The organism is Ramlibacter humi (assembly GCF_004681975.1).
Classification (GTDB): Bacteria; Pseudomonadota; Gammaproteobacteria; order Burkholderiales; family Burkholderiaceae_C; genus Ramlibacter; species Ramlibacter humi.
Genome location: NZ_SMLK01000001.1, coordinates 1,160,797 through 1,186,885, shown reverse-complemented (window position 1 = coordinate 1,186,885; position 26,089 = coordinate 1,160,797). Strand labels below are relative to the sequence as shown.

General features: G+C 69.9%; 27 protein-coding genes. 18 read left to right on the top strand and 9 right to left on the bottom strand.

The window, feature by feature from the left end; genetic code table 11:
• Positions 1-55: 55 nt before the first annotated feature.
• The 3 genes from EZ216_RS05490 to EZ216_RS05480 form a co-directional block, all read right to left on the bottom strand.
• Positions 56-1,735 (bottom strand): PhoH family protein, encoded by a 1,680-nt coding sequence (locus tag EZ216_RS05490; protein WP_135248564.1) that lies wholly within the window; start codon positions 1,733-1,735, stop codon positions 56-58.
• 187 nt (positions 1,736-1,922) lie between these two features.
• On the bottom strand, positions 1,923-2,399 hold the full coding sequence (locus EZ216_RS05485; protein WP_135248562.1) for a peroxiredoxin: 477 nt from the start codon (positions 2,397-2,399) through the stop codon (positions 1,923-1,925).
• Positions 2,400-2,491: 92 nt separating this feature from the next.
• Complete coding sequence (locus EZ216_RS05480; protein WP_135248560.1) at positions 2,492-2,869, bottom strand: Mth938-like domain-containing protein; 378 nt, start codon at positions 2,867-2,869, stop codon at positions 2,492-2,494.
• A 118-nt stretch (positions 2,870-2,987) separates the two neighbouring features.
• On the opposite strand from EZ216_RS05480, the gene EZ216_RS05475 reads away from it, so the two are divergent.
• The 7 genes from EZ216_RS05475 to EZ216_RS05445 are packed head-to-tail and all read left to right on the top strand — an operon-like array spanning position 2,988 to position 9,454.
• Complete coding sequence (locus tag EZ216_RS05475) at positions 2,988-4,214, top strand: pyridoxal phosphate-dependent aminotransferase (protein ID WP_135248558.1); 1,227 nt, start codon at positions 2,988-2,990, stop codon at positions 4,212-4,214.
• Positions 4,211-5,521 carry a homoserine dehydrogenase gene (locus tag EZ216_RS05470; RefSeq protein ID WP_135248556.1) on the top strand — a complete coding sequence of 437 codons (1,311 nt, stop codon included), beginning with the start codon at positions 4,211-4,213 and terminating at the stop codon, positions 5,519-5,521. The genes EZ216_RS05475 and EZ216_RS05470 overlap by 4 nt, the downstream gene beginning before the upstream one ends.
• 18 nt (positions 5,522-5,539) lie before the next feature.
• Positions 5,540-6,955 carry a threonine synthase gene (gene thrC / locus EZ216_RS05465; RefSeq protein WP_135248554.1) on the top strand — a complete coding sequence of 472 codons (1,416 nt, stop codon included), beginning with the start codon at positions 5,540-5,542 and terminating at the stop codon, positions 6,953-6,955.
• Between the two features lie 7 nt (positions 6,956-6,962).
• Positions 6,963-7,496 (top strand): molybdopterin-guanine dinucleotide biosynthesis protein B, encoded by a 534-nt coding sequence (gene mobB / locus EZ216_RS05460; protein WP_135248552.1) that lies wholly within the window; start codon positions 6,963-6,965, stop codon positions 7,494-7,496.
• On the top strand, positions 7,493-8,719 hold the full coding sequence (locus EZ216_RS05455; protein WP_135248550.1) for a molybdopterin molybdotransferase MoeA: 1,227 nt from the start codon (positions 7,493-7,495) through the stop codon (positions 8,717-8,719). Before mobB ends, EZ216_RS05455 begins: the two co-directional genes overlap by 4 nt.
• Positions 8,716-8,967 (top strand): MoaD/ThiS family protein, encoded by a 252-nt coding sequence (locus EZ216_RS05450; RefSeq protein ID WP_135248548.1) that lies wholly within the window; start codon positions 8,716-8,718, stop codon positions 8,965-8,967. The genes EZ216_RS05455 and EZ216_RS05450 overlap by 4 nt, the downstream gene beginning before the upstream one ends.
• A 1-nt stretch (position 8,968) precedes the next feature.
• Positions 8,969-9,454 (top strand): molybdenum cofactor biosynthesis protein MoaE, encoded by a 486-nt coding sequence (locus EZ216_RS05445; protein ID WP_135248546.1) that lies wholly within the window; start codon positions 8,969-8,971, stop codon positions 9,452-9,454.
• Between the two features lie 9 nt (positions 9,455-9,463).
• Here EZ216_RS05445 and EZ216_RS05440 read toward each other — a convergent pair whose 3' ends face one another.
• Positions 9,464-9,946, bottom strand: coding sequence for a MarR family winged helix-turn-helix transcriptional regulator (locus EZ216_RS05440; protein WP_239024274.1), 483 nt, complete (start codon positions 9,944-9,946; stop codon positions 9,464-9,466).
• A gap of 98 nt (positions 9,947-10,044) precedes the next feature.
• Between EZ216_RS05440 and EZ216_RS05435 the strand changes: the two genes are divergently transcribed.
• Positions 10,045-11,010 (top strand): Bug family tripartite tricarboxylate transporter substrate binding protein, encoded by a 966-nt coding sequence (locus EZ216_RS05435; RefSeq protein ID WP_135248542.1) that lies wholly within the window; start codon positions 10,045-10,047, stop codon positions 11,008-11,010.
• Positions 11,011-11,014: 4 nt separating this feature from the next.
• Positions 11,015-12,259 carry a flavin-dependent oxidoreductase gene (locus tag EZ216_RS05430; protein ID WP_135248540.1) on the top strand — a complete coding sequence of 415 codons (1,245 nt, stop codon included), beginning with the start codon at positions 11,015-11,017 and terminating at the stop codon, positions 12,257-12,259.
• A gap of 1 nt (position 12,260) precedes the next feature.
• On the opposite strand, the gene EZ216_RS05425 is transcribed toward EZ216_RS05430, so the two are convergent.
• The gene (locus EZ216_RS05425; RefSeq protein WP_135248538.1) at positions 12,261-12,842 is read right to left on the bottom strand and encodes a hypothetical protein; all 582 of its coding nucleotides are present in this window, start codon (positions 12,840-12,842) and stop codon (positions 12,261-12,263) included.
• 105 nt (positions 12,843-12,947) lie between these two features.
• On the opposite strand from EZ216_RS05425, the gene clpB reads away from it, so the two are divergent.
• From clpB to EZ216_RS05405, 4 genes are all read left to right on the top strand, one after another.
• A complete protein-coding gene (gene clpB, locus EZ216_RS05420; protein ID WP_135248536.1) occupies positions 12,948-15,569 on the top strand; it encodes an ATP-dependent chaperone ClpB in 2,622 nt (873 codons plus the stop codon).
• Between the two features lie 162 nt (positions 15,570-15,731).
• Complete coding sequence (locus EZ216_RS05415) at positions 15,732-16,004, top strand: hypothetical protein (RefSeq protein ID WP_135248535.1); 273 nt, start codon at positions 15,732-15,734, stop codon at positions 16,002-16,004.
• A gap of 76 nt (positions 16,005-16,080) precedes the next feature.
• Entirely contained in the window at positions 16,081-17,061 is a 981-nt protein-coding gene (acuI, locus tag EZ216_RS05410) for an acrylyl-CoA reductase (NADPH) (RefSeq protein WP_135248533.1), read from the top strand.
• 83 nt (positions 17,062-17,144) lie between these two features.
• On the top strand, positions 17,145-17,387 hold the full coding sequence (locus tag EZ216_RS05405; protein ID WP_135248531.1) for a hypothetical protein: 243 nt from the start codon (positions 17,145-17,147) through the stop codon (positions 17,385-17,387).
• A 12-nt stretch (positions 17,388-17,399) separates the two neighbouring features.
• Here EZ216_RS05405 and EZ216_RS05400 read toward each other — a convergent pair whose 3' ends face one another.
• Positions 17,400-17,819, bottom strand: a complete 420-nt coding sequence (locus EZ216_RS05400) for a J domain-containing protein (RefSeq protein WP_135248529.1) — start codon at positions 17,817-17,819, stop codon at positions 17,400-17,402.
• 194 nt (positions 17,820-18,013) lie between these two features.
• On the opposite strand from EZ216_RS05400, the gene EZ216_RS05395 reads away from it, so the two are divergent.
• The 4 genes from EZ216_RS05395 (at position 18,014) to EZ216_RS05380 (ending at position 23,132) form a co-directional block, all read left to right on the top strand.
• Entirely contained in the window at positions 18,014-18,382 is a 369-nt protein-coding gene (locus EZ216_RS05395; protein ID WP_135248527.1) for a hypothetical protein, read from the top strand.
• Positions 18,383-18,463: 81 nt separating this feature from the next.
• Positions 18,464-20,344: a TOL_0244 family TonB-dependent receptor gene (locus EZ216_RS05390; RefSeq protein WP_135248526.1), complete on the top strand. Its 1,881-nt coding sequence runs from the start codon at positions 18,464-18,466 to the stop codon at positions 20,342-20,344.
• A gap of 11 nt (positions 20,345-20,355) precedes the next feature.
• A complete protein-coding gene (locus tag EZ216_RS21280; protein WP_167772833.1) occupies positions 20,356-20,898 on the top strand; it encodes a TOL_0243 family YfiR-like periplasmic protein in 543 nt (180 codons plus the stop codon).
• Positions 20,895-23,132, top strand: a complete 2,238-nt coding sequence (locus EZ216_RS05380) for a sensor histidine kinase, YfiR-like protein-associated (protein WP_135248525.1) — start codon at positions 20,895-20,897, stop codon at positions 23,130-23,132. Before EZ216_RS21280 ends, EZ216_RS05380 begins: the two co-directional genes overlap by 4 nt.
• Before the next feature lie 6 nt (positions 23,133-23,138).
• On the opposite strand, the gene EZ216_RS05375 is transcribed toward EZ216_RS05380, so the two are convergent.
• The 3 genes from EZ216_RS05375 to EZ216_RS05365 all read right to left on the bottom strand — a co-directional run bounded on the left by EZ216_RS05375 (position 23,139) and on the right by EZ216_RS05365 (position 24,718).
• Positions 23,139-23,603, bottom strand: coding sequence for an NUDIX hydrolase (locus EZ216_RS05375; RefSeq protein ID WP_135248524.1), 465 nt, complete (start codon positions 23,601-23,603; stop codon positions 23,139-23,141).
• A gap of 10 nt (positions 23,604-23,613) precedes the next feature.
• Complete coding sequence (locus EZ216_RS05370; RefSeq protein WP_135248523.1) at positions 23,614-23,793, bottom strand: hypothetical protein; 180 nt, start codon at positions 23,791-23,793, stop codon at positions 23,614-23,616.
• A 91-nt stretch (positions 23,794-23,884) separates the two neighbouring features.
• Positions 23,885-24,718 carry an AraC family transcriptional regulator gene (locus EZ216_RS05365; RefSeq protein WP_135248522.1) on the bottom strand — a complete coding sequence of 278 codons (834 nt, stop codon included), beginning with the start codon at positions 24,716-24,718 and terminating at the stop codon, positions 23,885-23,887.
• A gap of 74 nt (positions 24,719-24,792) precedes the next feature.
• Here EZ216_RS05365 and EZ216_RS05360 point away from each other — a divergent pair, with 74 nt between their 5' ends.
• On the top strand, positions 24,793-26,028 hold the full coding sequence (locus tag EZ216_RS05360; RefSeq protein WP_135248521.1) for an MFS transporter: 1,236 nt from the start codon (positions 24,793-24,795) through the stop codon (positions 26,026-26,028).
• Positions 26,029-26,089: the final 61 nt, after the last annotated feature.

The following is a 26,089-nucleotide window of genomic DNA, read 5'->3' as shown; positions in this document are numbered from 1 at the left end:
CTTAGCGGCTCGTGCGCCCGCCGGGCGGCGGGCGCAACCGAACGCAACGGTGTCGCTAGAGCACTTCGCTGGCGAAGTCGGCCAGGCGCGAGCGCTCGCCGCGCGCCAGCGTGATGTGGCCGCTGTGCGGCCAGCCCTTGAACTTGTCGACCGCGAAGGTCAGGCCCGAGGAGCCTTCGGTGAGGTAGGGCGTGTCGATCTGCGCCAGGTTGCCCATGCAGATGATCTTGGTGCCCGGGCCCGCGCGCGTGATCAGCGTCTTCATCTGCTTGGGCGTGAGGTTCTGCGCCTCGTCGAGGATCACGTACTTGTTGAGGAACGTGCGGCCACGCATGAAGTTCATGCTCTTGATCTTGATGCGGCTCCTGATCAGCTCGTTGGTGGCTGCGCGGCCCCACTCGCCGGCGCCGGTGTCGGTCTTGGCCAGCACCTCCAGGTTGTCGTCCAGCGCGCCCATCCAGGGGCCCATCTTTTCTTCTTCCGTGCCCGGCAGGAAGCCGATGTCCTCGCCCACGCTCACCGTGGCTCGGGTCATGATGATCTCGGTATAGCGGCGCTCGTCCAGCACCTGCGTCAGCCCCGCGGCCAGCGCCATCAGCGTCTTGCCGGTGCCCGCCGTGCCCGTGAGGGTGACGAAGTCCACCTCGGGGTCCATCAGCAGGTTCATCGCGAAGTTCTGCTCGCGGTTGCGCGTGGTGACGCCCCAGACGGCGTTCTTCAGGTGGCCGTAGTCCTTCAGCGTCTTCAGCACCGCGGTCTTGCCGCGGATCTCGGTGACGCGGGCATACAGGCTGGGCTCGCCGGGCGCCTCGAAGTAGACGAACTGGTTGATGTGCAGGCTGGGAACGATGGGCCCGGTGACGCGGTAGAAGGTGCTCTGGCCGCTTTGCCAGCTTTCCACCGTCTTGCCGTGCTTGGCCCAGAAGTCCGCCGGCAGCGCGAGCGCGCCGGAGTACATCAGCTCCAGGTCGTCCAGCGTCTTGTCGTTGCGGTAGTCCTCGGTCGCCAGGCCCAGCGCGCGCGCCTTCACGCGCATGTTGATGTCCTTGGACACCAGCACGACCTCGCGCGGCTTGTGCATCTCGCCCAGCGCCTGCACCACGCCCAGAATCTGGTTGTCGGCCTTGCCTTGCGGCAGGCTGATGGGCAGGTGGTTGGCCAGGGCCTGCGTCTGGAAGAACAGGTTACCGCCGGCCTCGGGATGGCCGGTGGAATTGAGCTTCAGCCCCGCGCTGATGTCGGCGCCCTGCGCGCCGGCCAGCGCGTCCAGCGAGCGGCTGGCCTGGCGGGCGTTGCGCGCAACTTCGGTCGTGCCCCTCTTGTGGCCGTCCAGCTCCTCCAGCACGATCATCGGCAGGAAGATGTCGTGTTCCTCGAAGCGGAACAGGCACATCGGGTCGTGCATCAGCACGTTGGTGTCCAGCACGAACAGCTTGGACGGGCCGGACGGCCTGGCCTTCTTGCGCGCGGGCTCGGGGGCCGGGCGGCGCTTCGCGGCGGGGCGCTCCTGCACCTCGGCGGCTTCTTCCTGGAACGCGGCCGGGTGGAACGCCTCGCGCTCGCCACCACCGCTTCGCGGGTCGAAGTCCTCGACCTGCGGGTGCTCAGCGACCGGATGGTCGGCGCCGTGGGCCTCCGATTTTCGGGCCGACTTGTGCGAGGACCGGGCCGGGGCGTCGTAGGCCTCGGGCGGGAGCAGGGCGGCGCGTTTGGAGGGGGCGGGAGGCAGCGGCATAGGCGAGGAAATTCCCGGAACGAAGGACCATGAAACGAAAAAGCCGCCTGGCGAGCCCGGCGGCTTTCTCTGGGGATGCGGTGTCGACGCGAAGCGCCGGAATCAACTGCATGAGGCCATTATGCACATCGGCCCCGGCGCGACCATGACCGGCCGCCGCGTGTTGTTGCCAGACGTCACCGACAGTTCAGGCGGCCTTCTTCAGCAGCTTCACGGCCTTGAGCACCTCGTCGACGTGACCGGGCACCTTCAGGCCGCGCCACTCCTGCTTGAGGATGCCGTCGGCGCCCACCAGGAAGGTGCTGCGCTCGATGCCCTTGACCTTCTTGCCGTACATGATCTTGTTCTTGACCACGCCGAACATGTGGCACATCTTCTCTTCGGTGTCGGCGATCAGCTCGAAGGGCAGCTCCAGCTTGGCTTTGAAGTCCTCGTGCGACTTCATGTTGTCGCGCGAGACGCCGAACACGGTGGCGCCGGCCTTCACGAAGTCCTTGTACTTGTCGCGGAACTGCATGGCCTCGGTCGTGCAGCCGGGCGTGTTGTCCTTGGGATAGAAGTACAGCACCACGACCTGGCCCAGGTGCGATGTATTGCTGACCTTGATGCCGCCCGTGGCGTTCGCTTCAAATTCGGGGAGGGGCTTGTTGACAACGATCGCCATGGATTTTGTACTCGTGTGACAGGAATGCCCGGGGGCTGCGCGGGCCAGTCGCAACCCGAGATTTTACCTGATTCGCCCCACGAGGGCGCCGCTCAGCCAGGCTGTTCCAGCAGCAGCGCCGCGGCCACCCGGCGGCCTTCCTGCGCGAGCACGTTGTACGTGCGGCAAGCCGCCGCCGTGTCCATGGTCTCGACACCGATGCGCGCCTGCACCAGCGGCCGCAGCCAGGCCGCCTTCGGGAAGCGGATGCGGCCGCCGCTGCCGAAGATCACCACCTCGGCGTCCAGCTTCGCCAGGCGCTCGAAATGCTGCGGGCCCAATGCCTCGTAGCTCGGCAGTTCCCAGTCGAACCGCTCACCTTGCGAGCTGATCACCACGCTGTGCGTGATGCGCTCTGTGCCCACGCCCACCCACCCCGGGCCGTAGCCGGTGATGGCCTGGACGTCGAAGCGGTCCGGCTGCAGTTTCATGCTGGATTTCGAAGGAAGCCTGGGCGTTGCGGCAGGGCGGCGAGCCCAACCGAGTGTGGTCAAATTATAGGTTTTCACCCTTGACAACGCCGCTGGGGTGCCATCCCGAGGAGGGGTTTTGAAGACCGTCCGCAAATCCGCCAAGCTGGCCAACGTGCTGTACGACATCCGCGGTCCCATCATGGACGCGGCCCGCCAGATGGAAGAGGAGGGGCACAAGATCATCAAGCTGAACATCGGCAACCTCGCCGTGTTCGGCTTCGACGCCCCCGAAGAGATCCAGCAGGACATGATCCGCAACCTGCCCAACTCGGCGGGCTACACGGACAGCAAGGGCATCTTCGCCGCCCGCAAGGCGGTGATGCACTACACGCAACAGCAGGGCATCAAGGGCGTCACGCTGGACGACGTGTACCTGGGCAACGGCGCCAGCGAACTGATCGCCATGGCCACCAACGCGCTGCTGGACGACGGCGACGAACTGCTGCTGCCTTCGCCCGACTACCCGCTGTGGACCGCGGCCACGTCGCTCTCGGGCGGCACGCCGGTGCACTACCGTTGCGACGAGGCGCGCGACTGGCAGCCCGACCTGGCCGACCTGCGCGGCAAGATCACGCCGCGCACCAAGGGCATCGTCGTCATCAACCCGAACAACCCGACCGGCGCGCTGTACCCGACCGAGACGCTGAAGCAGATCGTCGCCATCGCGCGCGAGCACGGCCTCGTGATCCTGGCCGACGAGGTGTACGACAAGGTCCTGTACGACGACGTGAAGCACACGGCCATCGCCAGCCTGTCCGAGGACGTGCTGACGCTGACGTTCAACTCGCTGTCCAAGAGCTACCGCAGCTGCGGCTACCGCGCCGGCTGGATGGTGGTGTCGGGCGACAAGCGCCAGGCCACCGACTACATAGAGGGCCTGACCATGCTCTCGAACATGCGCCTGTGCGCCAACGTGCCCGGCCAGTACGCCGTGCAGACCGCGCTGGGCGGCTACCAGAGCATCAACGAGCTGATCGCCCCCGGCGGGCGCCTGCGCCGCCAGCGCGACCTGGCGTACGAGCTGATCACCGCCATCCCCGGCGTCACCTGCGTGAAGCCGCAGGCCGCGCTCTACATGTTTCCCCGGCTGGACCCCAAGGTCTACCCGATCGCGGACGACCGCCAGTTCTTCCTCGAAGTGCTGCAGGAAACCCGCGTGATGCTGGTGCAGGGCTCGGGCTTCAACTACCCGGACAACCAGCACTTCCGCATCGTGTTCCTCCCCCACGAGGACGACCTTCGCGAGGCGATCAACCGCATCGCGAAGTTTCTCGACTCCTATCGCAAGCGACATACCTCATGAAACCCATCCAGGTCGGCCTGCTCGGCATCGGCACGGTCGGCAGCGGCGTCTTCAACGTCCTGCGCCGCAACCAAGAGGAAATCCAGCGCCGCGCCGGGCGCGGCATCGAGATCGGCATGGTCGCGGACCTCGACACCGCGCGCGCGCAGTCCGTCGTGGGCAGCGGCGTGAAGGTGGTGAAGGACGCGCGCGAAGTCATCGCCAATCCTGACATCGACATCGTCGTCGAGCTGATCGGCGGCTACGGTATCGCGCGCGAGCTGATGCTGGCCGCCATCGCGGCGGGCAAGCACGTGGTCACCGCCAACAAGGCGCTGCTGGCCGTGCATGGCACCGAGATCTTCGCGGCCGCGCACCAGCGCGGCGTGATGGTGGCCTTCGAGGCCGCCGTCGCGGGCGGCATCCCCATCATCAAGTCCCTGCGCGAAGGCCTGACCGCCAACCGCATCGAGTGGATCGCCGGCATCATCAACGGCACGACGAACTTCATCCTGTCCGAGATGCGCGACAAGGGCCTGGACTTCGACGTGGTGCTCAAGGAAGCGCAGCGCCTGGGCTACGCCGAAGCCGACCCGACCTTCGACATCGAAGGCGTGGACGCGGCCCACAAGGCGACCATCATGAGCGCCATCGCGTTCGGCATCCCGGTGCAGTTCGACAAGGCCTACGTCGAGGGCATCACCAAGCTGGCCGCGCAGGACATCCGCTACGCCGAGCAGCTGGGCTACCGCATCAAGCTGCTGGGCATCACCAAGCGCGCCACCAAGGGCATCGAGCTGCGCGTGCACCCCAGCCTGGTGCCCGCCAGGCGCCTCATCGCCAACGTCGAAGGCGCGATGAACGCGGTGGTGGTGCAGGGCGACGCCGTCGGCACCACGCTGCACTACGGCAAGGGCGCGGGCAGCGAGCCCACCGCCAGCGCCGTCATCGCCGACCTGGTGGACATCACGCGGCTGCACACGGCCGACGCCGCGCACCGCGTGCCGCACCTGGCTTTCCAGCCCGACCAGATGAGCAGCGAAGCCGTGCTGCCCATGGACGAGGTGGTCACCAGCTACTACCTGCGCCTGCGCGTGGCCGACGAAGCCGGGGTGCTGGCCAAGGTCACCGGCCTGTGTGCCGACGCAGGTGTGTCCATCGACGCCGTGCTGCAGCGCGAAGCGGGCGAAGGCGAGCGGCAGACCGACCTGATCATCCTCACGCACAACGTGCGCGAAGGCACAATGAACGAGGTCATCGGCCGCATGCAGGCGCTGCCCACCGTGCTGGCGCCCATCGTGCGCATCCGCAAGGAAGAACTGGCCTGACGGCCTGAGTTGGCGCCCATGCTGTACCTCTCCACGCGCGGCCACCCGGACCGCAAGCGCTTCTGCGAAATCCTGCTCGAAGGCCTGGCGCCCGACGGCGGCCTGTACCTGCCCGAGAGCTATCCGCGGGTGGATGCCGCCACGCTGCAGAAATGGCGCGGCCTGCCTTACCACGAGCTGGCGTTCGAGATCCTCTCGCTGTACATCGACGACATCCCCGCGGCCGACCTGCGCGCCATCTGCGCGAAGACGTACACGGCGCAAGTGTTCGGCACGAAGGAGATCGTGCCGCTGAAGCAGCTGGAATCCGGGCTGTACCTCGAAGCGCTGTCCAACGGCCCCACGCTGGCCTTCAAGGACATGGCCATGCAGCTGCTGGGCAACCTGTTCGAGTACGAGCTGGGCCGCCGCGGCGAGCAGCTGAACATCCTGGGCGCCACCTCCGGCGACACCGGCAGCGCGGCCGAGTACGCCATGCGCGGCAAGCAGGGCATCCGCGTCTTCATGACGTCGCCGCACGGCCGCATGAGCCCGTTCCAGCAGGCTCAGATGTTCAGCCTGCAGGACCCCAACATCCACAACCTCGCCATCGAGGGCGTGTTCGACGACTGCCAGGACATCGTCAAGGCGGTCAGCAACGACCTGGACTTCAAGCGCCGCCTGCGCATCGGCACCGTGAACTCCATCAATTGGGCCCGCCTGGTCGCGCAGGTCGTCTACTACTTCGCCGGCTGGTTCCAGGCCACGGCGGAACCGGGCCAGAAGGTGAGCTTCGCCGTGCCCTCGGGCAACTTCGGCAACATCTGCGCCGGCCACGTGGCCCGCATGATGGGCCTGCCCATCGAGACGCTGGTGCTGGCCACCAACGAGAACGACGTGCTCGACGAGTTCTTCCGCACCGGCGTGTACCGCGTTCGGACGGGCGCAGACACCCACGAGACGTCCAGCCCGTCGATGGACATCAGCAAGGCCAGCAACTTCGAGCGCTTCGTCTTCGACCTGCTCGGCCGCGATGGCGCGCGCACGCGCTCGCTGTTCGGCGAAGAGCTCGCCAAGGCCGGCCGCTTCGACCTGGGCAGCGACCCCGCGTTCGCGCAGGCGCGCCGGCGCTTCGGCTTCGCCAGCGGCAAGAGCACGCATGCCGACCGCCTGGCCACCATCCGCGACACCTGGCAGCGCCATTCGGCGATGGTGGACACGCACACCGCCGACGGCCTGAAGGTCGCGCGGCAGCACGCGAAAGCCGGCGTGCCGATGATCGTGCTGGAGACGGCGCTGCCGGTGAAGTTCGCCGCCGCCATCGTCGAGGCGCTGGGCCGCGAACCCGAGCGGCCCGCGAAGTTCGACGGCATCGAGAAGCTGCCGCGGCGCGTCACCGTGCTGCCGCCCGACGTGCAGCGCGTGAAGGCGTACATCGAACAGCATTGCGCCTGAGCCCGCCATGAAGGTCGTCGCATTCGCCGGCTACTCCGGCTCGGGCAAGACCACGCTGATGGAGCGCGTCATCCCGGCGCTGCGGCTGCGCGGCCTGCGCGTCTCCGTGGTCAAGCACGCGCACCACAGCTTCGACATCGACCATCCCGGCAAGGACACCTTCCGCCACCGCGAGGCCGGCGCGTTCGAGGTGGTCGTCGCTTCCAACCGCCGGCTGGCGCTGATGCGCGAGTTCGAGCGCGATGCCCAGCTCAGCGTGCACCAGCTGATCGCCGAGCTGTACGACGGTGTCGACTGGGTCATCGTCGAGGGCTTCAAGGAAAGCAACCTGCCCAAGGTCGAGGTGTGGCGAGCCGACAGCGCCCAACCGGCGCGCTACCCCGTGGACGACTTCGTGGTGGCCATCGCCACCGACTCGCCCGGCCGGTTGCCCGAAACGACCCTGCGGCCCTTGCTTCCACTCAATGATCCCGATGCGGTGGCGCAGTGGCTGGTCGACAATGGCGACCGCTTCGACTACATCGCCGAGAGATACACATGAACGCGCGAGCGCCGCTGCGCTCCCTGGACGACGCGCTGGCCGACCTGCTCGGCCATGCGCACGCGCTTGGACGCACGGAAGAAGTCGCGACTTTCGACGCCGATGGCCGCGTGCTGGCCGAAGACCTGGTGTCCGCGCTGCAGGTGCCGCCGCAGGACAACAGCTCGATGGACGGCTACGCCGTGCGCCGCGGCGAGATCGCGGAAGAAGGCGTGGTACTGCCGGTCAGCCAGCGCATTCCCGCGGGCCAGGCCGCGCAGCCGCTGCTGCCCGGCACCGTGGCGCGCATCTTCACCGGCGCGCCGGTGCCCGAAGGCGCCGACGCCATCGTCATGCAGGAAGACACGGAAGCGGTGGGCGACAGCGCCGTGCGCATCCGCGCCGTGCCCGCCGAAGGGCAGTGGATCCGCCGCAGCGGCGAGGACGTCACGCGTGGCTCGGTCATCCTCCGTGCGGGCCAGCGTCTGGACCCGGCGAGTTGCGGTCTCGCGGCCGGCATAGGCCGTGATCGCCTGCGTGTCGCCGCGCGCCCGCGCGTGGCGCTGTTCTCCACGGGCGACGAGCTGGTCATGCCCGGCACCGTGCCGCCGGAACAGATGCGTCCCGGCGCCATCTACAACTCCAACCGTTTCTTCCTGCGCCAGCTGCTCGCGCGCCTGGGCTGCGAGGTGGGCGATCTGGGCATCGTGCCCGATCGCCGCGAAGCCACTCTGGAAGCGCTGCGCGAAGCCTCGAAACACCACGACCTGATCCTCACCAGCGGCGGCGTGTCGGTGGGCGAGGAAGACCACGTCAAGCCGGCCGTGCAGCAGCTGGGCTCGCTGGACCTGTGGCAGATCGGCATGAAGCCGGGCAAGCCGTTCGCGTACGGCCGCATCGGTGAATCGCATTTCATCGGCCTGCCGGGCAATCCCGTGTCCAGCTTCGTCACCTTCGTGCTGCTGGTGCGCCCGTTCCTGCTGAAGCTGCAGGGCGCTTCGCGCGTGCAGCCGCCGGAGCAATGGCTGCCGGTGCACTTCGATTGGCCGAAGGCCGACAAGCGCCGCGAATTCATCCGCGTGCGGCGCGATGCCGAAGGCGGGCTGGCGCTGTTCCCCAACCAGAGTTCGGGCGTGCTCACCTCCATGGCTTGGTGCGACGGCCTGGCCGACATCCCGGCGGGCAAGACGTTCGCGCGCGGCGACCGCGTGCGCTTCCTGCCGCTGGCGGAGCTGGTCGCATGAAGGTCCGCCTGCGTTACTTCGCCTCGGTGCGCGAAGCCATGGGCCGCGGCTCGGAAGAGCGCGACACCGGCGCTGCCACGCTCGAAGCGCTGCGCAGCGAACTGCGCTCGCTCGGCGAGCCGTATGCCCAGGCCCTGGGCGACAAGGCCGTGCGCATGGCGCTGGACCAGGTGATGGCCGAAGCCGGCGACCAGCCGCTGCGAGAGGGCTGCGAAGTGGCGTTCTTTCCGCCCGTCACCGGGGGCTGACATGGCCGCGGCGCGCGTCTCCATCCAGGCCGCCGATTTCGACGTTTCCGCCGAGCTCGCCGAGCTGCGCCGCGCCGACCTGCGCGTGGGCGCGGTGTGCAGCTTCGTCGGCACCGTGCGGCAGAAGCATCCCGACGGTTCGCCCGAGGTGCTGTCGCTGGAGCTGGAGCACTACCCCGGCATGACCGAGAAAGCCATCGAGGCGATGATCGACGAGGCGCAGCGCCGCTTCGACATCCATGCCGCCCGCGTGGTGCACCGGGTCGGACTGCTCGCGCCCGGCGATCAGATCGTGTTCGCCGCCGTCACCTCGGCCCACCGCGGCCAGAGCTTCCAGGCCTGCGAGTTCCTGATGGACTACCTGAAGACGCAGGCGCCGTTCTGGAAGAAGGAGCGCACGCCGCAGGGCGAGAAGTGGGTGGATGCGCGAGTGGCCGACGACGAGGCCCTGGCGCGCTGGGGCATCCGCGCGGGCAACGCCGGCTAGGCCGGCGGCTCAGCGCGCGGGCGGAACGAAAGCCGCGCGGGCGTCGTCTTCCAGTTCGCCGGTCAGCAGTTGCAGCAGCTCGATCAGCTGTTCCTGCTGCTCCCGGTCCAGTGGCGCCATCAGCCGGCGGTAAGCCTTCTCCGCCGGCTTCTGCGCTTCGGCCAGCACGCGCTCGCCTTCGGGCGTGAGCAGCACCGAGACGTTGCGCTTGCCTTCGGCCGACTCGCGCGCCACCAGGCCGCGGGCTTCCAGGCCGCGCAGCACGCGGAGCACCGTCACCTTGTCGAAGCCCAGCGCGCGCGCCAGCGTGGACTGGCCCAGCCGCGGGTGCGCGCGCAGCACCGTCAGCACGCCAAACTGCGCGGGCGTGAGCTGCTGGCCCCGGCATTCGTCCTCGAACACCGCGGCGGAGATCTGGTGCGCACGGCGCAGCAGGAAACCGGGGCGGGCATACAGGCGCGAGAGCGTGGCGGGGTTCTTGGAGGTCGGCAAGGCGGAAGGAACTCGGCTAGGGAATGCGTGGATTGTGCCTCGCCGCCCCGGCGTCCATAATGGTTAGCATGCAAACGCAATCCATCGGTGGAGATGCCATGCGCCGACGTACCGTCCTCGGGCTGGCCCTGGCCGGCATGACCGTGAGCGCGGGCGCCCAGCCGGCTGCCGGCAGCGGCCAGTCCCTGCGCCTGATCGTGCCGTTCACGCCCGGCACCGGCATCGACCTGATCGCCCGCACCATCGGCCCGAAGCTGTCGGAGAGGCTGGGGCGGCCGGTGGTGGTGGACAACCGCGCGGGCGCGTCGGGCAACATCGGCACCGAAGCCGTGGTGCGCTCCGCGCCCAACGGCGGCACGCTGCTGGTCAGCGTGAACACGCTGGTGATGAACCGCGCGCTGTACCCCAAGCTGCCGTTCGACCCGGTGAAGGACCTGGTGCCGGTGTCGCTCACCAGCTGGGGACAGCTGCTCCTGGTGACCAACCCGAGCTCGGGTTGGCGCACCGCGGGTGACTTGATCAAGGCCGCGAAGGCGCGGCCGGGCCGCATCAACTACGCCAGCCCAGGCGTCGGCACGCCTCACCACCTGTCGATGGAATTGTTCAAGGCCGCCAACGGCATCTTCCTCACGCACATCCCGTACCGCGGCACCGCGCCGGCGGTGACGGACCTGCTGGGCGGCCAGATCGAACTCGGTTTCCTCCCCATCCACGTGGCGCTGCCGCACATCCGCTCGGGCCGCCTCGTGGCGCTGGGCATCGGCAGCGACAAGCGCCACCCGCTGGTGCCGCAGGTGCCCACGCTGGAAGAGGCGCACGCGGGCAAGGTGAACGTGGACATGTGGTACGGCGTCTTTGCGCCGCCCGGCACGCCGGCCGACTTCGTCGCGCGTCTCAACCGCGAGCTGAAGGACATCCTCGCGATGCCCGAGGTGCGCACCGCGTTCGAGACGCAGGGCATGGACCCCGCCAGCAGCACGCCCGAGGAGTTCCGCCGCCTGGTGGAGACGGACGCCAACCGCTGGGCCGAGCTGATCCGGGCCCAGGGCATCACCGCGGAATAAACGGATGCGCATCGCCATCGTCGGCGGCGGCATCGGCGGGCTCGCGCTCGCGCTGTCCCTGCACCGCCACGGCATCGCTTGCGATGTCTACGAGACCGTGCCCCAGGTGCGCGAGATCGGCGTCGGCATCACGCTGCTGCCGCACGCCATGCGCGAACTCGCCGCGCTGGGCCTGGACAAGCAGGCCGAAGCCGAGGGCATCGAGAACCTCGAGAGCGTGTTCTTCAACCGCTGGGGCCAGTTCGTCTACCGCGAGCCGCGCGGCCGCCACGGCGGCTATGCGCTGCCCGAAATCGGCCTGCACCGCGGAAAGCTGCACCGCATCCTGTACGAAGCCGTGCTCGAGAGGCTGGGGCCGGGCGCGCTGCACCTCGACCACCGCTGCGCCGGCGTGGAGCAGGACACCGCCGGCGTCACGCTGCGGCTGCAGGCCAGCACCGGGGCGCCGCGGCCCGCCGCGCGCGCCGACCTGCTGGTGGCCTGCGACGGCGTCAATTCCGCCGTGCGGCGCGAGTTCTATCCGCGCGAGCAGCTGGCCTTCGCCGGCATCAACACCTGGCGCGGCGTCACCGTGCACGAGCCCATCCTCACCGGCAAGAGCTACCTGCGCATCGGCTCCATCGACACCGGCAAGATGGTCATCTACCCCATCGTCGACAACGTGGACGGGCAGGGCCGCCAGCTGGTGAACTGGGTGGCCGAGATCCGCCGGCCCGGCTCGCCGATGAACGACTGGAACAAGCCCGGCCGGCCGGAAGACCTGCTGCCGCTGTTCCAGGACTGGCGCTTCGATTGGCTGGACGTGCCCGGCCTCATCCGCGGCGCGGCGCAGATCTTCGAGTACCCGATGGTGGACCGCGATCCGGTCGACCGCTGGACTTTCGGCCGCGTCACGCTGCTGGGCGACGCCGCGCACCCCATGTACCCGCGCGGCTCCAACGGTTCGGCGCAGGCGTTGATCGACGCGCGCGTGCTGGCGGCGGAGCTCGCGGCCGGCGGCGACCCGGTGCAGGCGCTGGCGCGCTACGAGCAGCAGCGGGTGCCCGCCACCGCGAAGATCGTGCAGGCCAACCGCACGGTGCCGCCGGACGCCATCATCATGCGGGCCGATGAGCTGAGCGGAGGGCGGCCCTTCGCGGGCAGCATCGACCAGCTGGTGAGCGCCGACGAGCTGAAGCGCATCTCCGACGACTACAAGCGCGTCGCCGGCTTCGCGCTGGAAACCGGGGGCGGCGTCAAGGCGGGTTGATTCAGTTGAGGTAGCGGGGGCGGTCGCCGCCGTCGCCCGTGCCGGGCTCGGCAGGTTCCGCGGCCGTGGGCGGCGCCGCGAAGTTGTCGCGCCACTGCGAACGCGCCAGCGCCTGGTCCAGCAGGTGCATCAGGCCCTGCGTCAGCTTGGGGTCCAGCTCCAGCTGGAAGCCGCGCGGCTTGTCGCCGCCGCTGACCGAAGCGCGCTCGTTGAAAGCCAGGCGCAGGCGGCCGCTGCCCAGCGGCGTGGCGTCCACGTCGGTCACCAGCAGCGGCTCGTTGCCCAGCGGCAGGGTGGGCTTCTCCTCGTACGGCGTCTCGAAGTCGGCGCCCTGCAGGAACTCCTCCTTGCGGAACTCGGTCACCATCTTCTTGAGTTCGTCGTCGGCGGAAGCCAGGACGCTGCCGGCGGCTTCCATGCGGATCAGCTGGTCGGTGTTCAGCTTGGTGAGCAGCGGCCACAGGCCCGACATCAGGCGGCGGGTGAGCCACATGCGCATCTCCTCGCCGCTGGTGCTGTTGACCTTCAGCAGGACGCGGTCCTGCTCGGCCTGGTAGTTCACCGACAACTGGTGGATCTGCATGGGGGTTGATTTTAGTCAGCCCATCCGGGTGCAGCCGCTGGGCTGCGACACTTGAAAACCTGTGGGCAAGCCTGACATGCTTGGCATTCGGAGAACGACCAGAACATGAGACTCGACAAGCTCACGACCAAGTTCCAGGAAGCCCTGGGCGAAGCCCAGAGCCTGGCGCTGGCCAACGACCACGCCTACATCGAACCGGAACACCTGCTGGTGGCCATGCTGCGGCAGGAAGACGGCCCGCGCGCGCTGCTGCAGCGCGCCGGCGTCAACGTGCCCGGCCTGCTGGCCGCCGCCGAAGGCGCGATGCACAAACGCCCGCAGGTGCAAGGGCAGGAACAGGTGCAGGCCGGCCGCGACCTCGTCACCACGCTGCAGGCGGCCGAGAAGGAAGCGCTCAAGCGCGGCGACGAATACATCGCCAGCGAGATGTTCCTGCTGGCCATCGCCGACAGCAAGGCCGACATCGGCCGCATCGCGCGCGAGAACGGCCTCACGCGCAAGTCGCTGGAATCCGCCATCGACGCCGTGCGCGGCGGCCAGAAGGTGGACAGCGCCGAAGCGGAAGGCCAGCGCGGCGTGCTGAAGAAATACACCATCGACCTCACCGAGCGCGCACGCATCGGCAAGCTGGACCCCGTGATCGGCCGCGACGAGGAGATCCGCCGCGCCATCCAGGTGCTGCAGCGCCGCACCAAGAACAACCCGGTGCTGATCGGCGAACCGGGCGTCGGCAAGACCGCCATCGTCGAAGGCCTGGCGCAGCGCATCGTCGCGGGCGAAGTGCCCGAGACGCTGAAGAACAAGCGCGTGCTGTCGCTGGACATGGCGGCGCTGCTGGCCGGCGCGAAGTACCGCGGCGAGTTCGAGGAGCGCCTGAAGAACGTGCTGAACGAGCTGGCCAAGGACGAGGGCCGCACCATCGTCTTCATCGACGAACTGCACACCATGGTGGGCGCGGGCAAGGCCGAAGGCGCGATGGACGCGGGCAACATGCTCAAGCCGGCGCTGGCGCGCGGCGAACTGCACTGCGTGGGCGCGACGACGCTGGACGAATACCGCAAGTACATCGAGAAGGACGCCGCGCTGGAGCGCCGCTTCCAGAAGATCCTGGTGGGCGAGCCCAGCGTGGAAGCCACCATCGCCATCCTGCGCGGGCTGCAGGAGAAGTACGAGGTGCACCACGGCGTGGAGATCACCGACCCTGCCATCGTGGCCGCGGCCGAACTCTCGCACCGCTACATCACCGACCGCTTCCTGCCCGACAAGGCCATCGACCTGATCGACGAGGCCGCGTCCAAGATCAAGATCGAGATCGACTCCAAGCCCGAGGCCATCGACCGCCTCGACCGGCGGCTGATCCAGCTGCAGATCGAGCGCGAGGCGGTGAAGAAGGAGAAGGACGAAGCTTCGCAGAAGCGCCTGTCGCTCATCGAAGGCGAGATCACGTCCCTGCAGAAGCAGATCGCCGACCTGGAAGACATCTGGAAGGCCGAGAAGGCGCAGGCCCAGGGCAGCGCGCAGGTGAAGGAAGAGATCGACAAGGTCCGCTTCCAGATCGAGGAGTTCAAGCGCAAGGCCGACTTCAACAAGGTCGCCGAGCTGCAGTACGGCAAGCTGCCGGAGCTGGAGCGCAAGCTGAAGGAGGCGCAGGACGCCGAGAACGGCAAGGCCAAGGCCGGCAAGCCGCAGCTGCTGCGCACGCAGGTGGGCGCCGAGGAGATCGCCGAAGTGGTGGCGCGTGCCACCGGCATCCCGGTGTCCAAGCTGATGCAGGGCGAGCGCGAGAAGCTGCTGCAGATGGAAGACAGGCTGCACCAGCGCGTGGTGGGCCAGGACGAGGCGATCAGCGCGGTGGCCAACGCCATCCGCCGCTCGCGCTCGGGCCTGTCGGACCCCAACCGGCCCACGGGTTCGTTCCTGTTCCTCGGCCCCACCGGCGTGGGCAAGACGGAGCTGTGCAAGGCGCTGGCGAACTTCCTGTTCGACAGCGAGGAGCACCTGATCCGCGTCGACATGAGCGAGTTCATGGAAAAGCACTCTGTGGCCCGCCTGATCGGCGCGCCCCCGGGTTACGTGGGCTACGAGGAGGGCGGCTATCTCACCGAAGCCGTGCGCCGCAAGCCGTACAGCGTGATCCTGCTCGACGAGGTGGAGAAGGCGCACCACGACGTGTTCAACGTGCTGCTGCAGGTGCTGGACGATGGCCGCCTGACCGACGGCCAGGGCCGCACCGTGGACTTTAAGAACACGGTGATCGTGATGACCAGCAACATCGGCTCGCCGATGATCCAGGCGATGGCCGGCCGGCCGTACGAAGAGGTGAAGGACGCGGTATGGGACGAGCTGAAGAACCACTTCCGCCCCGAGTTCCTGAACCGAATCGACGAGACGGTGGTGTTCCACGGCCTGGACGCGCAGGACATCGCGCGCATCGCGCAGATCCAGCTGAAGGTGCTGGAGCAGCGGCTCGCCAAGATGGACCTTACGCTGCAGGTGTCGCCGCCGGCGCTGGAGGAACTGGCCAAGGTGGGCTTCGACCCGGTGTTCGGTGCGCGGCCGCTGAAGCGGGCGATCCAGCAGCGCATCGAGAACCCGCTCTCGCGGCTGATCCTCGAGGGCCGCTTCCCGCCCAAGAGCGTGATCCCGGTCGACGTGGACCCGGTGCGCGACCCCGGCGTGTTCCACTTCGGCGCGCGCGAGCAGCCGAAGGAAACGGCCACCGCGTGACACGAGCGGCTTCGATGAAAGGCCTCATGCCGCCCCGGCATGGGGCCTTTCATTTGCCGCGCCGCGGAGTAGCCGACGCTGCGAAAGGTTTCTCGCCCCGCTCGCTTGCCCCTCGTGGCTCACGGCCTCACACTGGCCTTTCACTCTTGCACTGAAGCCGCCATGTCCGCTCTCTTCGTGTTCCTGCTGCGCGTGTTCGCCTTCGTCGCCGGCCTGGTGATGGCCGCGAGCCTCGCCGTTGCTGCCGCGCTGGGCCTGGTGGCCTGGTTGCTGCACGCGGGCTGGGCGCGCTTGACGGGCCGCCCCGCGCGCGTGGACCTGCGTTTCTTCCGCGGCGGCTTCGTGCCGCGCCGCCATCCCGCGCCCGTGTACGTGCCCTCGGGCCTGCCGCGCCGCGGCCACCGGCCCGACGTCAGCGACGTCGATCCCAAGTAAGGCGCGCGGCGTACGGCCGCGCTGCGCCGGCTCCGGGGCTCCGCTATCCTGCGCGGGCTGACTGGAGGTACCCACCATGTTCAACGCGCTGGTGCTCGACAAGGCACGCGAGTTCTCCGCTTCCGTGCGCGAAGTGGATGACGCGTTCCTGCCCGAGGGCGACGTCACCATCGAGGTCGCGTGGTCCACGCTCAATTACAAGGACGCGCTCGCCATCACCAATCGCTCGCCGATCGTGCGCAGCTGGCCCATGGTGGCAGGCATCGACGGCGCGGGCGCCGTGGTGCAAAGCTCTTCGCCGCTCTGGCGTGCCGGTGACGTGGTGCTGCTCAACGGTTTCGGCGTCGGCGAGACGCACAAGGGCTGCCTCGCGCAGCGCGCGCGCCTGAAGGGCGAGTGGCTGGTGCGGCTGCCGCCCGCGTTCTCGCCGCGGCAGGCCATGGCCATCGGCACCGCGGGCTACACCGCGATGCTGTGCGTGCTGGCGCTGGAGCGGCACGGGCTGAAGCCGGGGCAGGGCGACGTGCTGGTGACCGGTGCGACCGGTGGCGTGGGTTCGATCGCGGTGGCCTTGTTGTCCGCGCTGGGTCATCGCGTGGTCGCCGCCACCGGCAAAGCGTCCGAGCACGAATTCCTGCGTGGTTTGGGCGCGGCCGACATCATCGACCGCGCGGAACTCTCCGCGCCGGGCAAACCGCTGCAGAAGGAACGCTGGGCGGCGGTGGTCGACGCCGTCGGCAGCCACACGCTGGCGAATGCTTGCGCCCAGACACGTTACGGCGGCGCCGTGACTGCCTGCGGCCTGGCGCAAGGCATGGACCTGCCGGCGACGGTGGCGCCTTTCATCCTGCGCGGCATCAGCCTGCTGGGCGTCGACAGCGTGATGGCGCCGATGTCGTTGCGCGAGCAGGCGTGGGCGCGCCTCGCGCGCGACCTCGACGTGCGCAAGCTGGAAGCGATCACCAGCGAGATCCCGCTGTCGTCGGCCATTGAGCAGGCGCAGCGGCTGATGGCCGGGCAGGTGCGCGGCCGGCTGGTGGTCGACACCGCCGCCTGATACGCCGCGTCACGAATCGGGGTGAACCCCTGTCCGCCAGCCCGCGCGCGGCCGCGTTGTGGTGGCGGAAAGGCAGGTGGTTCATGCTCGTCCAGTGCACCCTGATGGCGCCCGCCGAGGCGCAGGCTTTCGAGGCCGCCATTCGCGCCAGCGGGCGCGACCCTCGCGTGTTCCGCGCGCAGGTCTTCGAAGCCGCCAACGATCCTTCGCCGTGGCGCCGCGTGCACGTGGTGGCGCCGCGGGCTTCGGCGCAGTACGAAGCCAGTGAAGGCGTGGCGTGGACGGAAAGCTTCGCGCGCCACCTGGCGCGCGGTTTGTTCGGTTGAGGGCGTGCGCGCCTAGCGCGAAGGCTTGGCGGCCAGCTGGTGCTGGGCGGCCGCCGTCGACGACACCGACGTGCGATAGACCACCGTCCCTACCGTGGCCAGCGCCACCGCCATCGTCGCTGCCACCAGGCCCCACGGCCAGCCGGCTTCGAAGCGGGTGGGCTGGGCGGCTTGCGCGGCGGCGTCGGCCCGCAGGCGGGCTTCCTGAGCGCGCAGCCACTGGTCGTAGCTTTCGCGGCGCTGCGGATGCGACAGCACGGCCCACGCCTCGTTGATGCGCGCCATTGCGGCTTCGGCCAGCGCGTCGCCGGCGTGGCGGTCGGGGTGGTTCTGCTGCGCGGCCTTGCGATAGGCGCGGCGCAGCTCTTGCGGGGCAGCGTCGCGCGGCACCCCGAGGGTGTCGTAGTGGCTGTTCGGGACGTCGGAGCGCATCGGTCGCAAGGTGGCTTGGCGTTGCGTGTGGCTGCTACGGAAAGTGTAGCTTCGCCACGGCCGCGCGCGAAGCTGCGCGCGCTTCAGGCAGCGCCGCGGGCGGCGCGTTTACAACACTTCGCGCGGCGGCGTCCTACGCGGCCGCGTGCCCGCCGGCCCGACCATTCGCCTCGCCCGAACACGTGGAGAAGCCGATGGCATTGCCGGACACCGCCCCTTCGCTGGCGCTCGACGCCCGGCGCCAGGACTCGCACTGGAGCCGCGCGTTCCGCGGCGAGCCGTACTTCCGCGCGGGCCGCGAGTACGAGGATTACGCGCCGGCCTACTGCGTGGGCTACGTCGGCTACGCGCAGTACGGCGGCCGCTTCGAGGACGCGCTGCGCTCGCTGTGGGCCAACTGGGAGCGCATCCGCGGCGCTTCGCGGCTGACGACGGAGGAAGCCTTGCCCGCCTTCCGCGCCGCGTGGGACCGCGTGGAGGCGCAGGAAGCGCTGGCCGGCCGCATGCTCGCAGCGCAGGCGCAGGCCGTCCACGCCGCGGCGGCGCAGGGAGCCGGCACGTAGGACAACGCCGACAAATTGCCCAGCTGGACCGCCGGACGGCCCAGCTGCTCCTAACATCGGCTCCCGACGGGGGGAGCACCGATGACAAGCAAACCAGCAATGGCGCTGCTGGCCGCGGCGATGACCGCGGGCGCCGCCCAGGCGCAACAGACCGCCACTGCGACCCAGCTGGCCGACCTCACGCTCGAGCAACTGGGCAACCTGGAGATCACGTCCGTTTCGGGACGCGCGCAAAGCCTGCAGCAGGCCGCCGCTTCGGTGTACGTGATCACCGCGCAGGACATCCGCCGCTCGGCGGCCACCAGCCTGCCCGAGGCCTTGCGCCTGGCGCCCAACCTGCAGGTCGCGCAGACCAGCGCCGGCCAGTGGGCCATCAGCGCGCGCGGCTTCCAGGACACGATCTCCAACAAGCTGCTGGTGCTGGTGGACGGCCGCACCATCTATTCGCCGCTGTTCGCGGGCGTGTTCTGGGACGCCAACGACGTGGTGCTGGAAGACGTCGACCGCATCGAGGTGATCAGCGGGCCCGGCGGCACGCTGTGGGGCGCCAACGCGGTCAACGGCGTGATCAACATCGTCACGCGGCCCGCGGCCGAAACGCAGGGCGTGCTGGCTTCGGCGACGCGCTCGGCGCACGGCGGGCGCGAGAGCGTGCGCTGGGGAACAAGGCTGGGTGAACGCACGAACGTGCGCGCCTATGCGCAGGCCGTGGACCGCGGCGCGACGCAGCTGCCTTCGGGCGCGCCGCTGGCCGACGGCTCGCAGCTCCACCAGGCGGGCTTCCGTTCCGACTGGGCGGCCGGCAACCAAAGCCTCACCGTGCACGGCGACTTCTACGAAGGCGGCCCCGACCCGGCCAGCAACCTTGCGCCCAACGTGCGCGGCTACAACCTGCTGGCGCGCTGGGACAGCGAAACCGCGGGCGGCTCGCCCTACCAGGTGCAGGCTTATGTGGACTCGTACGACCGCGATGACCCGCTGGTGTTCCGCACGAGCGCACGCACGGTGGACCTGCAGTTCACGCACGATCCCAGGCTGGCGTTCGGCCAGCTGCTGTGGGGCGTGGGCCACCGGCAGTCGCGCGACGACAACCAGGCCACGCCCATCGTCGCCTTCCTGCCCGCGAGCCGCACGCTCACGTGGACCAACGTCTTCGCGCAGTACCAATGGCCGCTCGCGGACAAGCTGCAGGCCACGGCCGGCGTGAAGCTGGAGCGCAACTCGTACACCGGCACCGAGGTCCTGCCCAGCCTGCGCGTGGCCTGGCTGCACTCGCCGCAGGCCACCACCTGGGCGGCGGTGTCGCGCGTGGTGCGCGCGCCGGCGCGCATCGACCGCGACTTCTTCTTCACCTTGGGTGGAACACTGGCCATCGCGGGCGGACCGAACTTCGAGTCGGAAACCGCGAACGTGTTCGAGATCGGCCATCGCGCGCAATTGGGAGGGGGCGTCACCGCATCGGCGACGCTCTTCCGGCAGGACTTCCACGGCTTGCGCGCGGGCGTGCCCGGCCAGCCGCTGCCGCTGACGGTGGAGAACCTGGTGCAGGGCCCGGTGGACGGCCTGGAAGCCTGGGGCCAGTGGCAGGTCAACGATGCATGGCGCCTTTCCGCCGGCTACCTGGGCCTGCACAAGAACCTGCGCTTCAGCGGGGGCCTGAGCCCGGCGACACGTTCGTTCCCCGGCCTGGGCAACGACGCGCGCTCGCAGGTCTCGCTGCGCTCCAGCCTCAACATCGGCTCGCGCACGGAATTCGACATCACGGTGCGCCACGTGGGCGAGCTCACCGACCCGCGCGTGGCGGGCTACACCTCCGTCGATGCGCGCCTCGGCTACCAGGTGTCGCCGGCGCTCAGGCTGTCGATCCTCGGCACCAACCTGCTGGACCGCCGCCACGTCGAGTTCTCCGGCGGCAGCGAGATCCGCCGCACCGTCTACCTGCAGGCATCCTGGCAGCTGTGATCCCGGTTCCGATGCCCACCCGCCGCAGGACGCTGGTCCTGCTTGCAGCCGCCTGCGCGGGGCCCGCCGCATGGGCGCAGGGCGCCGCGCGCGAGAGCGCCGTGAAGGCGGCTTTCCTCTACAAGTTCGGCGCGTTCGTCGAGTGGCCCGCGGGCACTTTCGCGAAGCCGGACGACCCGCTGGTGATCGCGGTGCTGGCCAGCGAAGCGATCGCTGCCGACCTGGAGCAGATCGTGGCCAGCCGCCCGGCGGAAGGCCGGCCCGTGGCCGTGCGGCGCGTGCGCGAAGGCGAGCCGCTGGCCGGTGCGCACGTGCTCATGGTCGGCGGCAGCAGGGAGGGGCGCTTGCGCGAAGCGGCCGCGGCGGCGCCGGGGCCGGTGCTCGTGGTGGCCGAGCGCGACGATGCGTTGCGCAGCGGCGCGGTGCTCAACTTCGTGACGGACGGCGGGCGCGTGCGTTTCACCGCGTCGCTGCCCGCGGCGGAGCAGCGCAACCTGCGCCTTTCGGCCCGCCTGCTGGCCGTGGCGCAAACCGTGGAGGGCCGTGCCCGGTGATACGCAGCGCCCGCTCCATCCGCACCAAGCTCAACGTCATCCTGGTGGCGACCACCGTCGCCGCGCTGCTGCTGGCCGCCCTGGCGCTGCTCGCCGTGGACCTGCGGCGCGGCCTCGTCGACACCGAGCAGGACATCGTCACGCAGGCCGACGTCATCGCGCTGGCCAGCGCGCCGGCGCTGGCTTTCGCCGACCCGCGCGTCGCCGCCGAGAACCTGGCCGTGCTGCGCGCGCGCAGCAGCGTGGTGGCCGCGGCGCTGTACGACGACACGGGCAAGGTCTTCGCCATCTACCGGCGCGACGAAGCCGACGCCTTGGCCGTGCCGCCGCGCGCGCAGCGTGCCGGCGTGGCGCTGGAAGGCGACTGGGCCGTGGCCTGGCGGCCGGTGATGTCGGGCCGGGAACGGGTGGGAACGATCTGGCTCGAAGTGCGCCACGACCGTGTGCGCCGCACGCTGGAGTACCTGGGCCTGCTGGCGCTGGTGCTGGGCGGCAGCCTGGTGGCGGCGCTGCTGCTGTCCAACCGCCTGCAGCGCACGCTGGTGGCGCCCATCCTGGCCATCCGCGAAGTGGCGCGCCAGGTGCTGCGCGGCGAGACCGGCAACCTGCGCGCGGTGCGTACCAGCGACGACGAAGTGGGCGAGCTGGTGGACGCGTTCAACGCCATGCTCGACGAGCTGGGCCGCCGCGCGGGCACGCTGGAAGCGGCCAACCAGGCGCTGCGCGCCAGCGAGGCGCGCTACCAGCTGGCGGTGCGCGGTTCGGCCGCGGGGCTGTGGGATTGGGACATGCCCGCGGGCACGATGTTCTATTCGCCGCGCTTCAAGGCGCTGCTGGGCTACACCGACCAGGAGTTCCCCGACCGCCCCGACTCCATCTCCAGGGTGCTGCATGCGGACGACCGCCCGGTGGTGGCGCAGGCGCTGCGCGCCCACCTGCGCGACCGCCAGCCTTACCAGGTGGAGTGCCGCCTGATGGACAACGCCGGCCGCTGGCGCTGGTTCTTCGTCGCCGGCGCGGCGCTGTGGGACCCCGCGGGGCAGCCGTTCCGCATGGCCGGTTCGGTGGTCGAGGTCACCGAGCGCAAGCACGCCGAGCAGGTGCTGCAGGACGCCAACCGGGCCAAGGACGAATTCATCGCGACGCTGGCGCACGAGCTGCGCAACCCGTTGGCGCCCATCCGCACCGGGCTGGAGATCCTGAAGAAGGACAAGGCCAACGGGCCGGTGTCCGAGCGCGCGCGCCAGACCATGGAGCGGCAGCTGGTGCACATGATCCGGCTGATCGACGACCTGCTGGACATCTCGCGCATCAGCAGCGGCAAGATCCGGCTGGAGGTCTCTCGCATCCGGCTGCGGCCGGCGGTGGACAGCGCGCTGGAGATCAGCCGGCCCGCCATGCAGGCCGGCGGCCATTCGCTGCAGGTGGACTGGCCCGAGGACGACATCGAGCTGATGGGCGACCCCACGCGCATCGCGCAGGCGCTGGGCAACCTGCTGAACAACGCGGCCAAGTACACGCCGCCGGACGGCCAGGTCGCGCTGCGCGTGCGGCGCGAAGGCGACTGGGTGGTGCTGGACGTCGAGGACAACGGCGAAGGCATCGCCGCCGACATGCTGGAGACCATCTTCACGCTGTTCTCGCAGGTGCGCAGCACGATCGACCGCGCGCAGGGCGGCCTGGGCATCGGCCTGTACCTCGTGCGCAGCCTGGTGACGCTTCACGGCGGCTCCGTGGTCGCCGAAAGCGCCGGCGCGGGGCAGGGCAGCCGCTTCACCGTGCGCCTGCCCTGCCTGCCGGCGCTGCCGCATGCGGAGCCGCCGCGCGAACAGGCCGAAAGCGGGCCGCAAGCCGCGGGGCTGAAGGTGCTGGTGGTGGACGACAACATCGACGCCGCCGAGACGCTGGCCACCGTGCTGCAGATGGCGGGCTGCGAAACGCGCCTGCTGCATGAAGGCACCCACGTGCTGGACGGAGCGCAGGCGTTCGGGCCCGACATCATCCTGCTGGACATCGGGCTGCCGGGCCGCAGCGGCTACGAGGTGGCGATGCAGCTGCGCCAGGTGCCGCGCTTCGCGCGCACGCCGCTGGTGGCCATCACGGGATGGGGCGCGGAAGGCGACCGCCAGCGCGCGCAGGCGGCCGGCTTCGACCACCACCTGACCAAGCCCATCGACTTCGCGCAGCTGGAGCCGCTGCTGCGCGATGCGGCGCGCACGCGCGCTTCCACCTGACCGCGTTCAGCCGGCTTCGCGCAGCGCCTGCGCCAGGCGGTCCAGGAAGGGTTGCTGCGCGGGCAGCAGCTTGGGGCGTGCTTCGTCCAGCGTGAACCAGGCGACGCGGTCCACCTCGGCGAACTGCTGCAGGCGGCCGGAGCGCGGCGGCCATTCCACCTCGAAAGTGCTGGAGCGCAGCTGCGCGGGATCGAAGTCGCCCGCGAAGGCCCAGGCCTGCACGCGCTTGCCGCTTTTCATGCGCACCTCGCCGAGGTCGCCGAAGGGGCCTGAGGGGCAGTGGCCGGTCTCTTCCCCGAACTCGCGGCGCGCGCCCGCCAGGGCGTCTTCGCCCTCGGTCAGCTCGCCCTTGGGCAGCGTCCACGCGCCTTCGTCCTTGCGGGCCCAGAACGGGCCGCCGGGATGCGCCAGCAGCACCTCGGGCCCGCGCGGGCCCAGGCGGTACATCAGCAGGCCGGCGCTGCGGGCCATGCGCCTCGTGTCATTCGTGGGCCGGCTCTTCGCCGTCGGTCTCGGCGCGCTGCTGCCGTTCCTCGTGCTGCGAGATCACGTGCCGCAGCGCGCTGGCCGCGCCTTCGCCCGAACGGCGGCCGGGCGGCTGTTCGCCCGGTGCGCGGGCGGCGCCGTCCTGCGATTCAGTGCCTTGCTGCGGGGGCTTCACGTCCAGGTCCTCTGCTTGTCTAGGTCCATTGAAGCGCGGCGGCACGAGCTCAGCAGTCAGTGCAAGCCCAGCCGTGATGTAGGACGCATCCTCACGCCGCGGCACGGGGCTGGAAATGGCGGGGCGGCTGCCCCATCGCGCCCTTGAACATGGCGCTGAAGGCGCTCTCGCTGGCATACCCGGTGGCGGCCGCGACCTGGTGCACGGCCAGGCCGCGCGCCAGCAACGGCAACGCGTGCGCGAGGACCGCCTGCTGCCGCCATTGCTGGTAGCCGGTGCCGAGCTCGGCCTGGAACAGGCGGGCCATCGTGCGCTCGCTGGCGCCGACGTCGGCGGCCCATTCCGCCAGGCTGGCGCGCTGGCCCGGCGAGCGCAGCACCGCTTCGCACAGCGCGCGCAGGCGCTTGTCGCCGCCGGGCGCCGGCAGCGGGACGCCCAGCGATTGCGGGTCGGCCTGGCGCAGTTCCTCCAGCACCAGCCCGCTGAGCAGCTGCTCGCGATGCCGCGTGAGGTCCTGTTCGTCCAGCGCCACGACCAGCTCGCGCAGCAGCGGCGAGACGCGCAGCACGCGGCACCCGGTCCAGCCCGGCGGCGTGACGGACGCGTGCAGGTACAGCGTGCGGAATTCGGCGCGCTCCAGCACGTGCACCGCGTGGCGCGCGCCGGGCGCGATCCACACCGCGCGCGAAGGCGGAACGATGTACGTCACTTCCTCGCGCTCGCCGCCGCCGCGCTCGGACGTGACCTGCAGCACGCCGGTGGCGCAGTACGCCAGCTGCGCCCACGCGTGCCGGTGCGGATCGAAATGCGTGTCGGCCGGCATGGACCGCGCGCGCACGCGCACAGGGCGCGCGGGCGTGGGCCGGAAAAGCTCGGCGTCACCCAGCGGCTGGGGCAGGGAAGGGCGGATCAGCACGGTGGCCATTTTGGCTGAAAATCACATGAAGCTGACCAACCGTCGCATTCCGGAATCGGCGGCGCAACCGTAGCATCGGTGGCATGACCGCTGTTTCCGCCACCAACGCCACCCTCCCGCCGCTTCGCCAGGACGCGGGCGTCATCGGGCTGGTCGGGCTGGCGCACCTGATCAGCCACTTCAGCCAGCTGCTGCTGGCGCCGCTGTTCCCGTGGCTGAAGGACGCGCTCAACGCCAGCTACGTCGAGCTGGGTTTCCTGATGACGATCTTCTTCGTCACTTCTTGCGCGGTGCAGGCGGCTTCGGGCTTCCTGGTGGACCGGCACGGGCCGCGGCCGGTGCTGTTCGCCGGGCTGGCGCTGGTGGGCACGGCCGCCTTCGGCTTCGCGGCCAGTACCAGCTACTGGATGATGGCCGGCTTCGCGGTGGTGGCGGGCCTGGGCAACGGCGTGTTCCACCCGGTGGACTACACGCTGCTGAACAAGCGCGTGAGCGCCAAGCGCCTGGGCCACGCCTACAGCGTGCACGGCATCACCGGCAGCCTGGGCTGGGCGCTGGCGCCGGCGCTGATGGTGCCGCTGGCCATCGCGTATTCGTGGCGCGTGGCGCTGGCCACGGCCGGCGTCCTGGCGTGGGCCGTGCTGGTGGTGCTGCTGTCGCAGCGCCACCAGCTCGCGCTGCCGCGCACCGCGCCGGCGCAGTCCCATTCGAGCAAGGCGCCTGAGGCGACCTTCGACTTCCTGCGCATCCCGGCGGTGTGGATGTGCTTCGCGTTCTTCTTCGTCTACGCCGTGGTGCTGTCGGTGGTCCAGGCTTTCGCGCCGGAGGCCGCGCGCCACCTGCACGACGTGCCGGTCGCGCTGGTCGCCGGGTGCCTGACGGTCTACATGGTGTGCAGCGCGGGCGGCATGGTGCTGGGCGGTTTCCTGGCCGCCGACCCCACCCGCTGCGAAAAGATCGTCGCCGCGGGCTTCGGCATGGCCGCGGTGGTGGCACTGGTCATCGGCCTGGCGCCGCTGCCGGCGCTGGCCATTCCCGTGATGTTCGGCGCCATGGGTTTCGCCAGCGGCCTGGCCGGGCCCTCGCGCGACCTGCTGGTCAAGCGCTCCACGCCGGAAAACGCCAGCGGCCGCGTGTTCGGCATCGTGTACTCGGGCCTGGACATCGGCCAGGCGGTGGCCCCGCTGCTCTTCGGCAGCCTGATGGACCACGGTCATTACACCGGCGTGTGGCTGGGGCTGGTGGCCGCGCAGGCGCTGCTGATCACCAGCGCGTTCAACGTGCGCAAGGCCCGGCGCACGGCGCTCGCGCCGGCCTGATGACGAATGACCTCGGCGCGTCGCGCCTCCATGACGAATGACTGCCATCCGTCATTGAGCG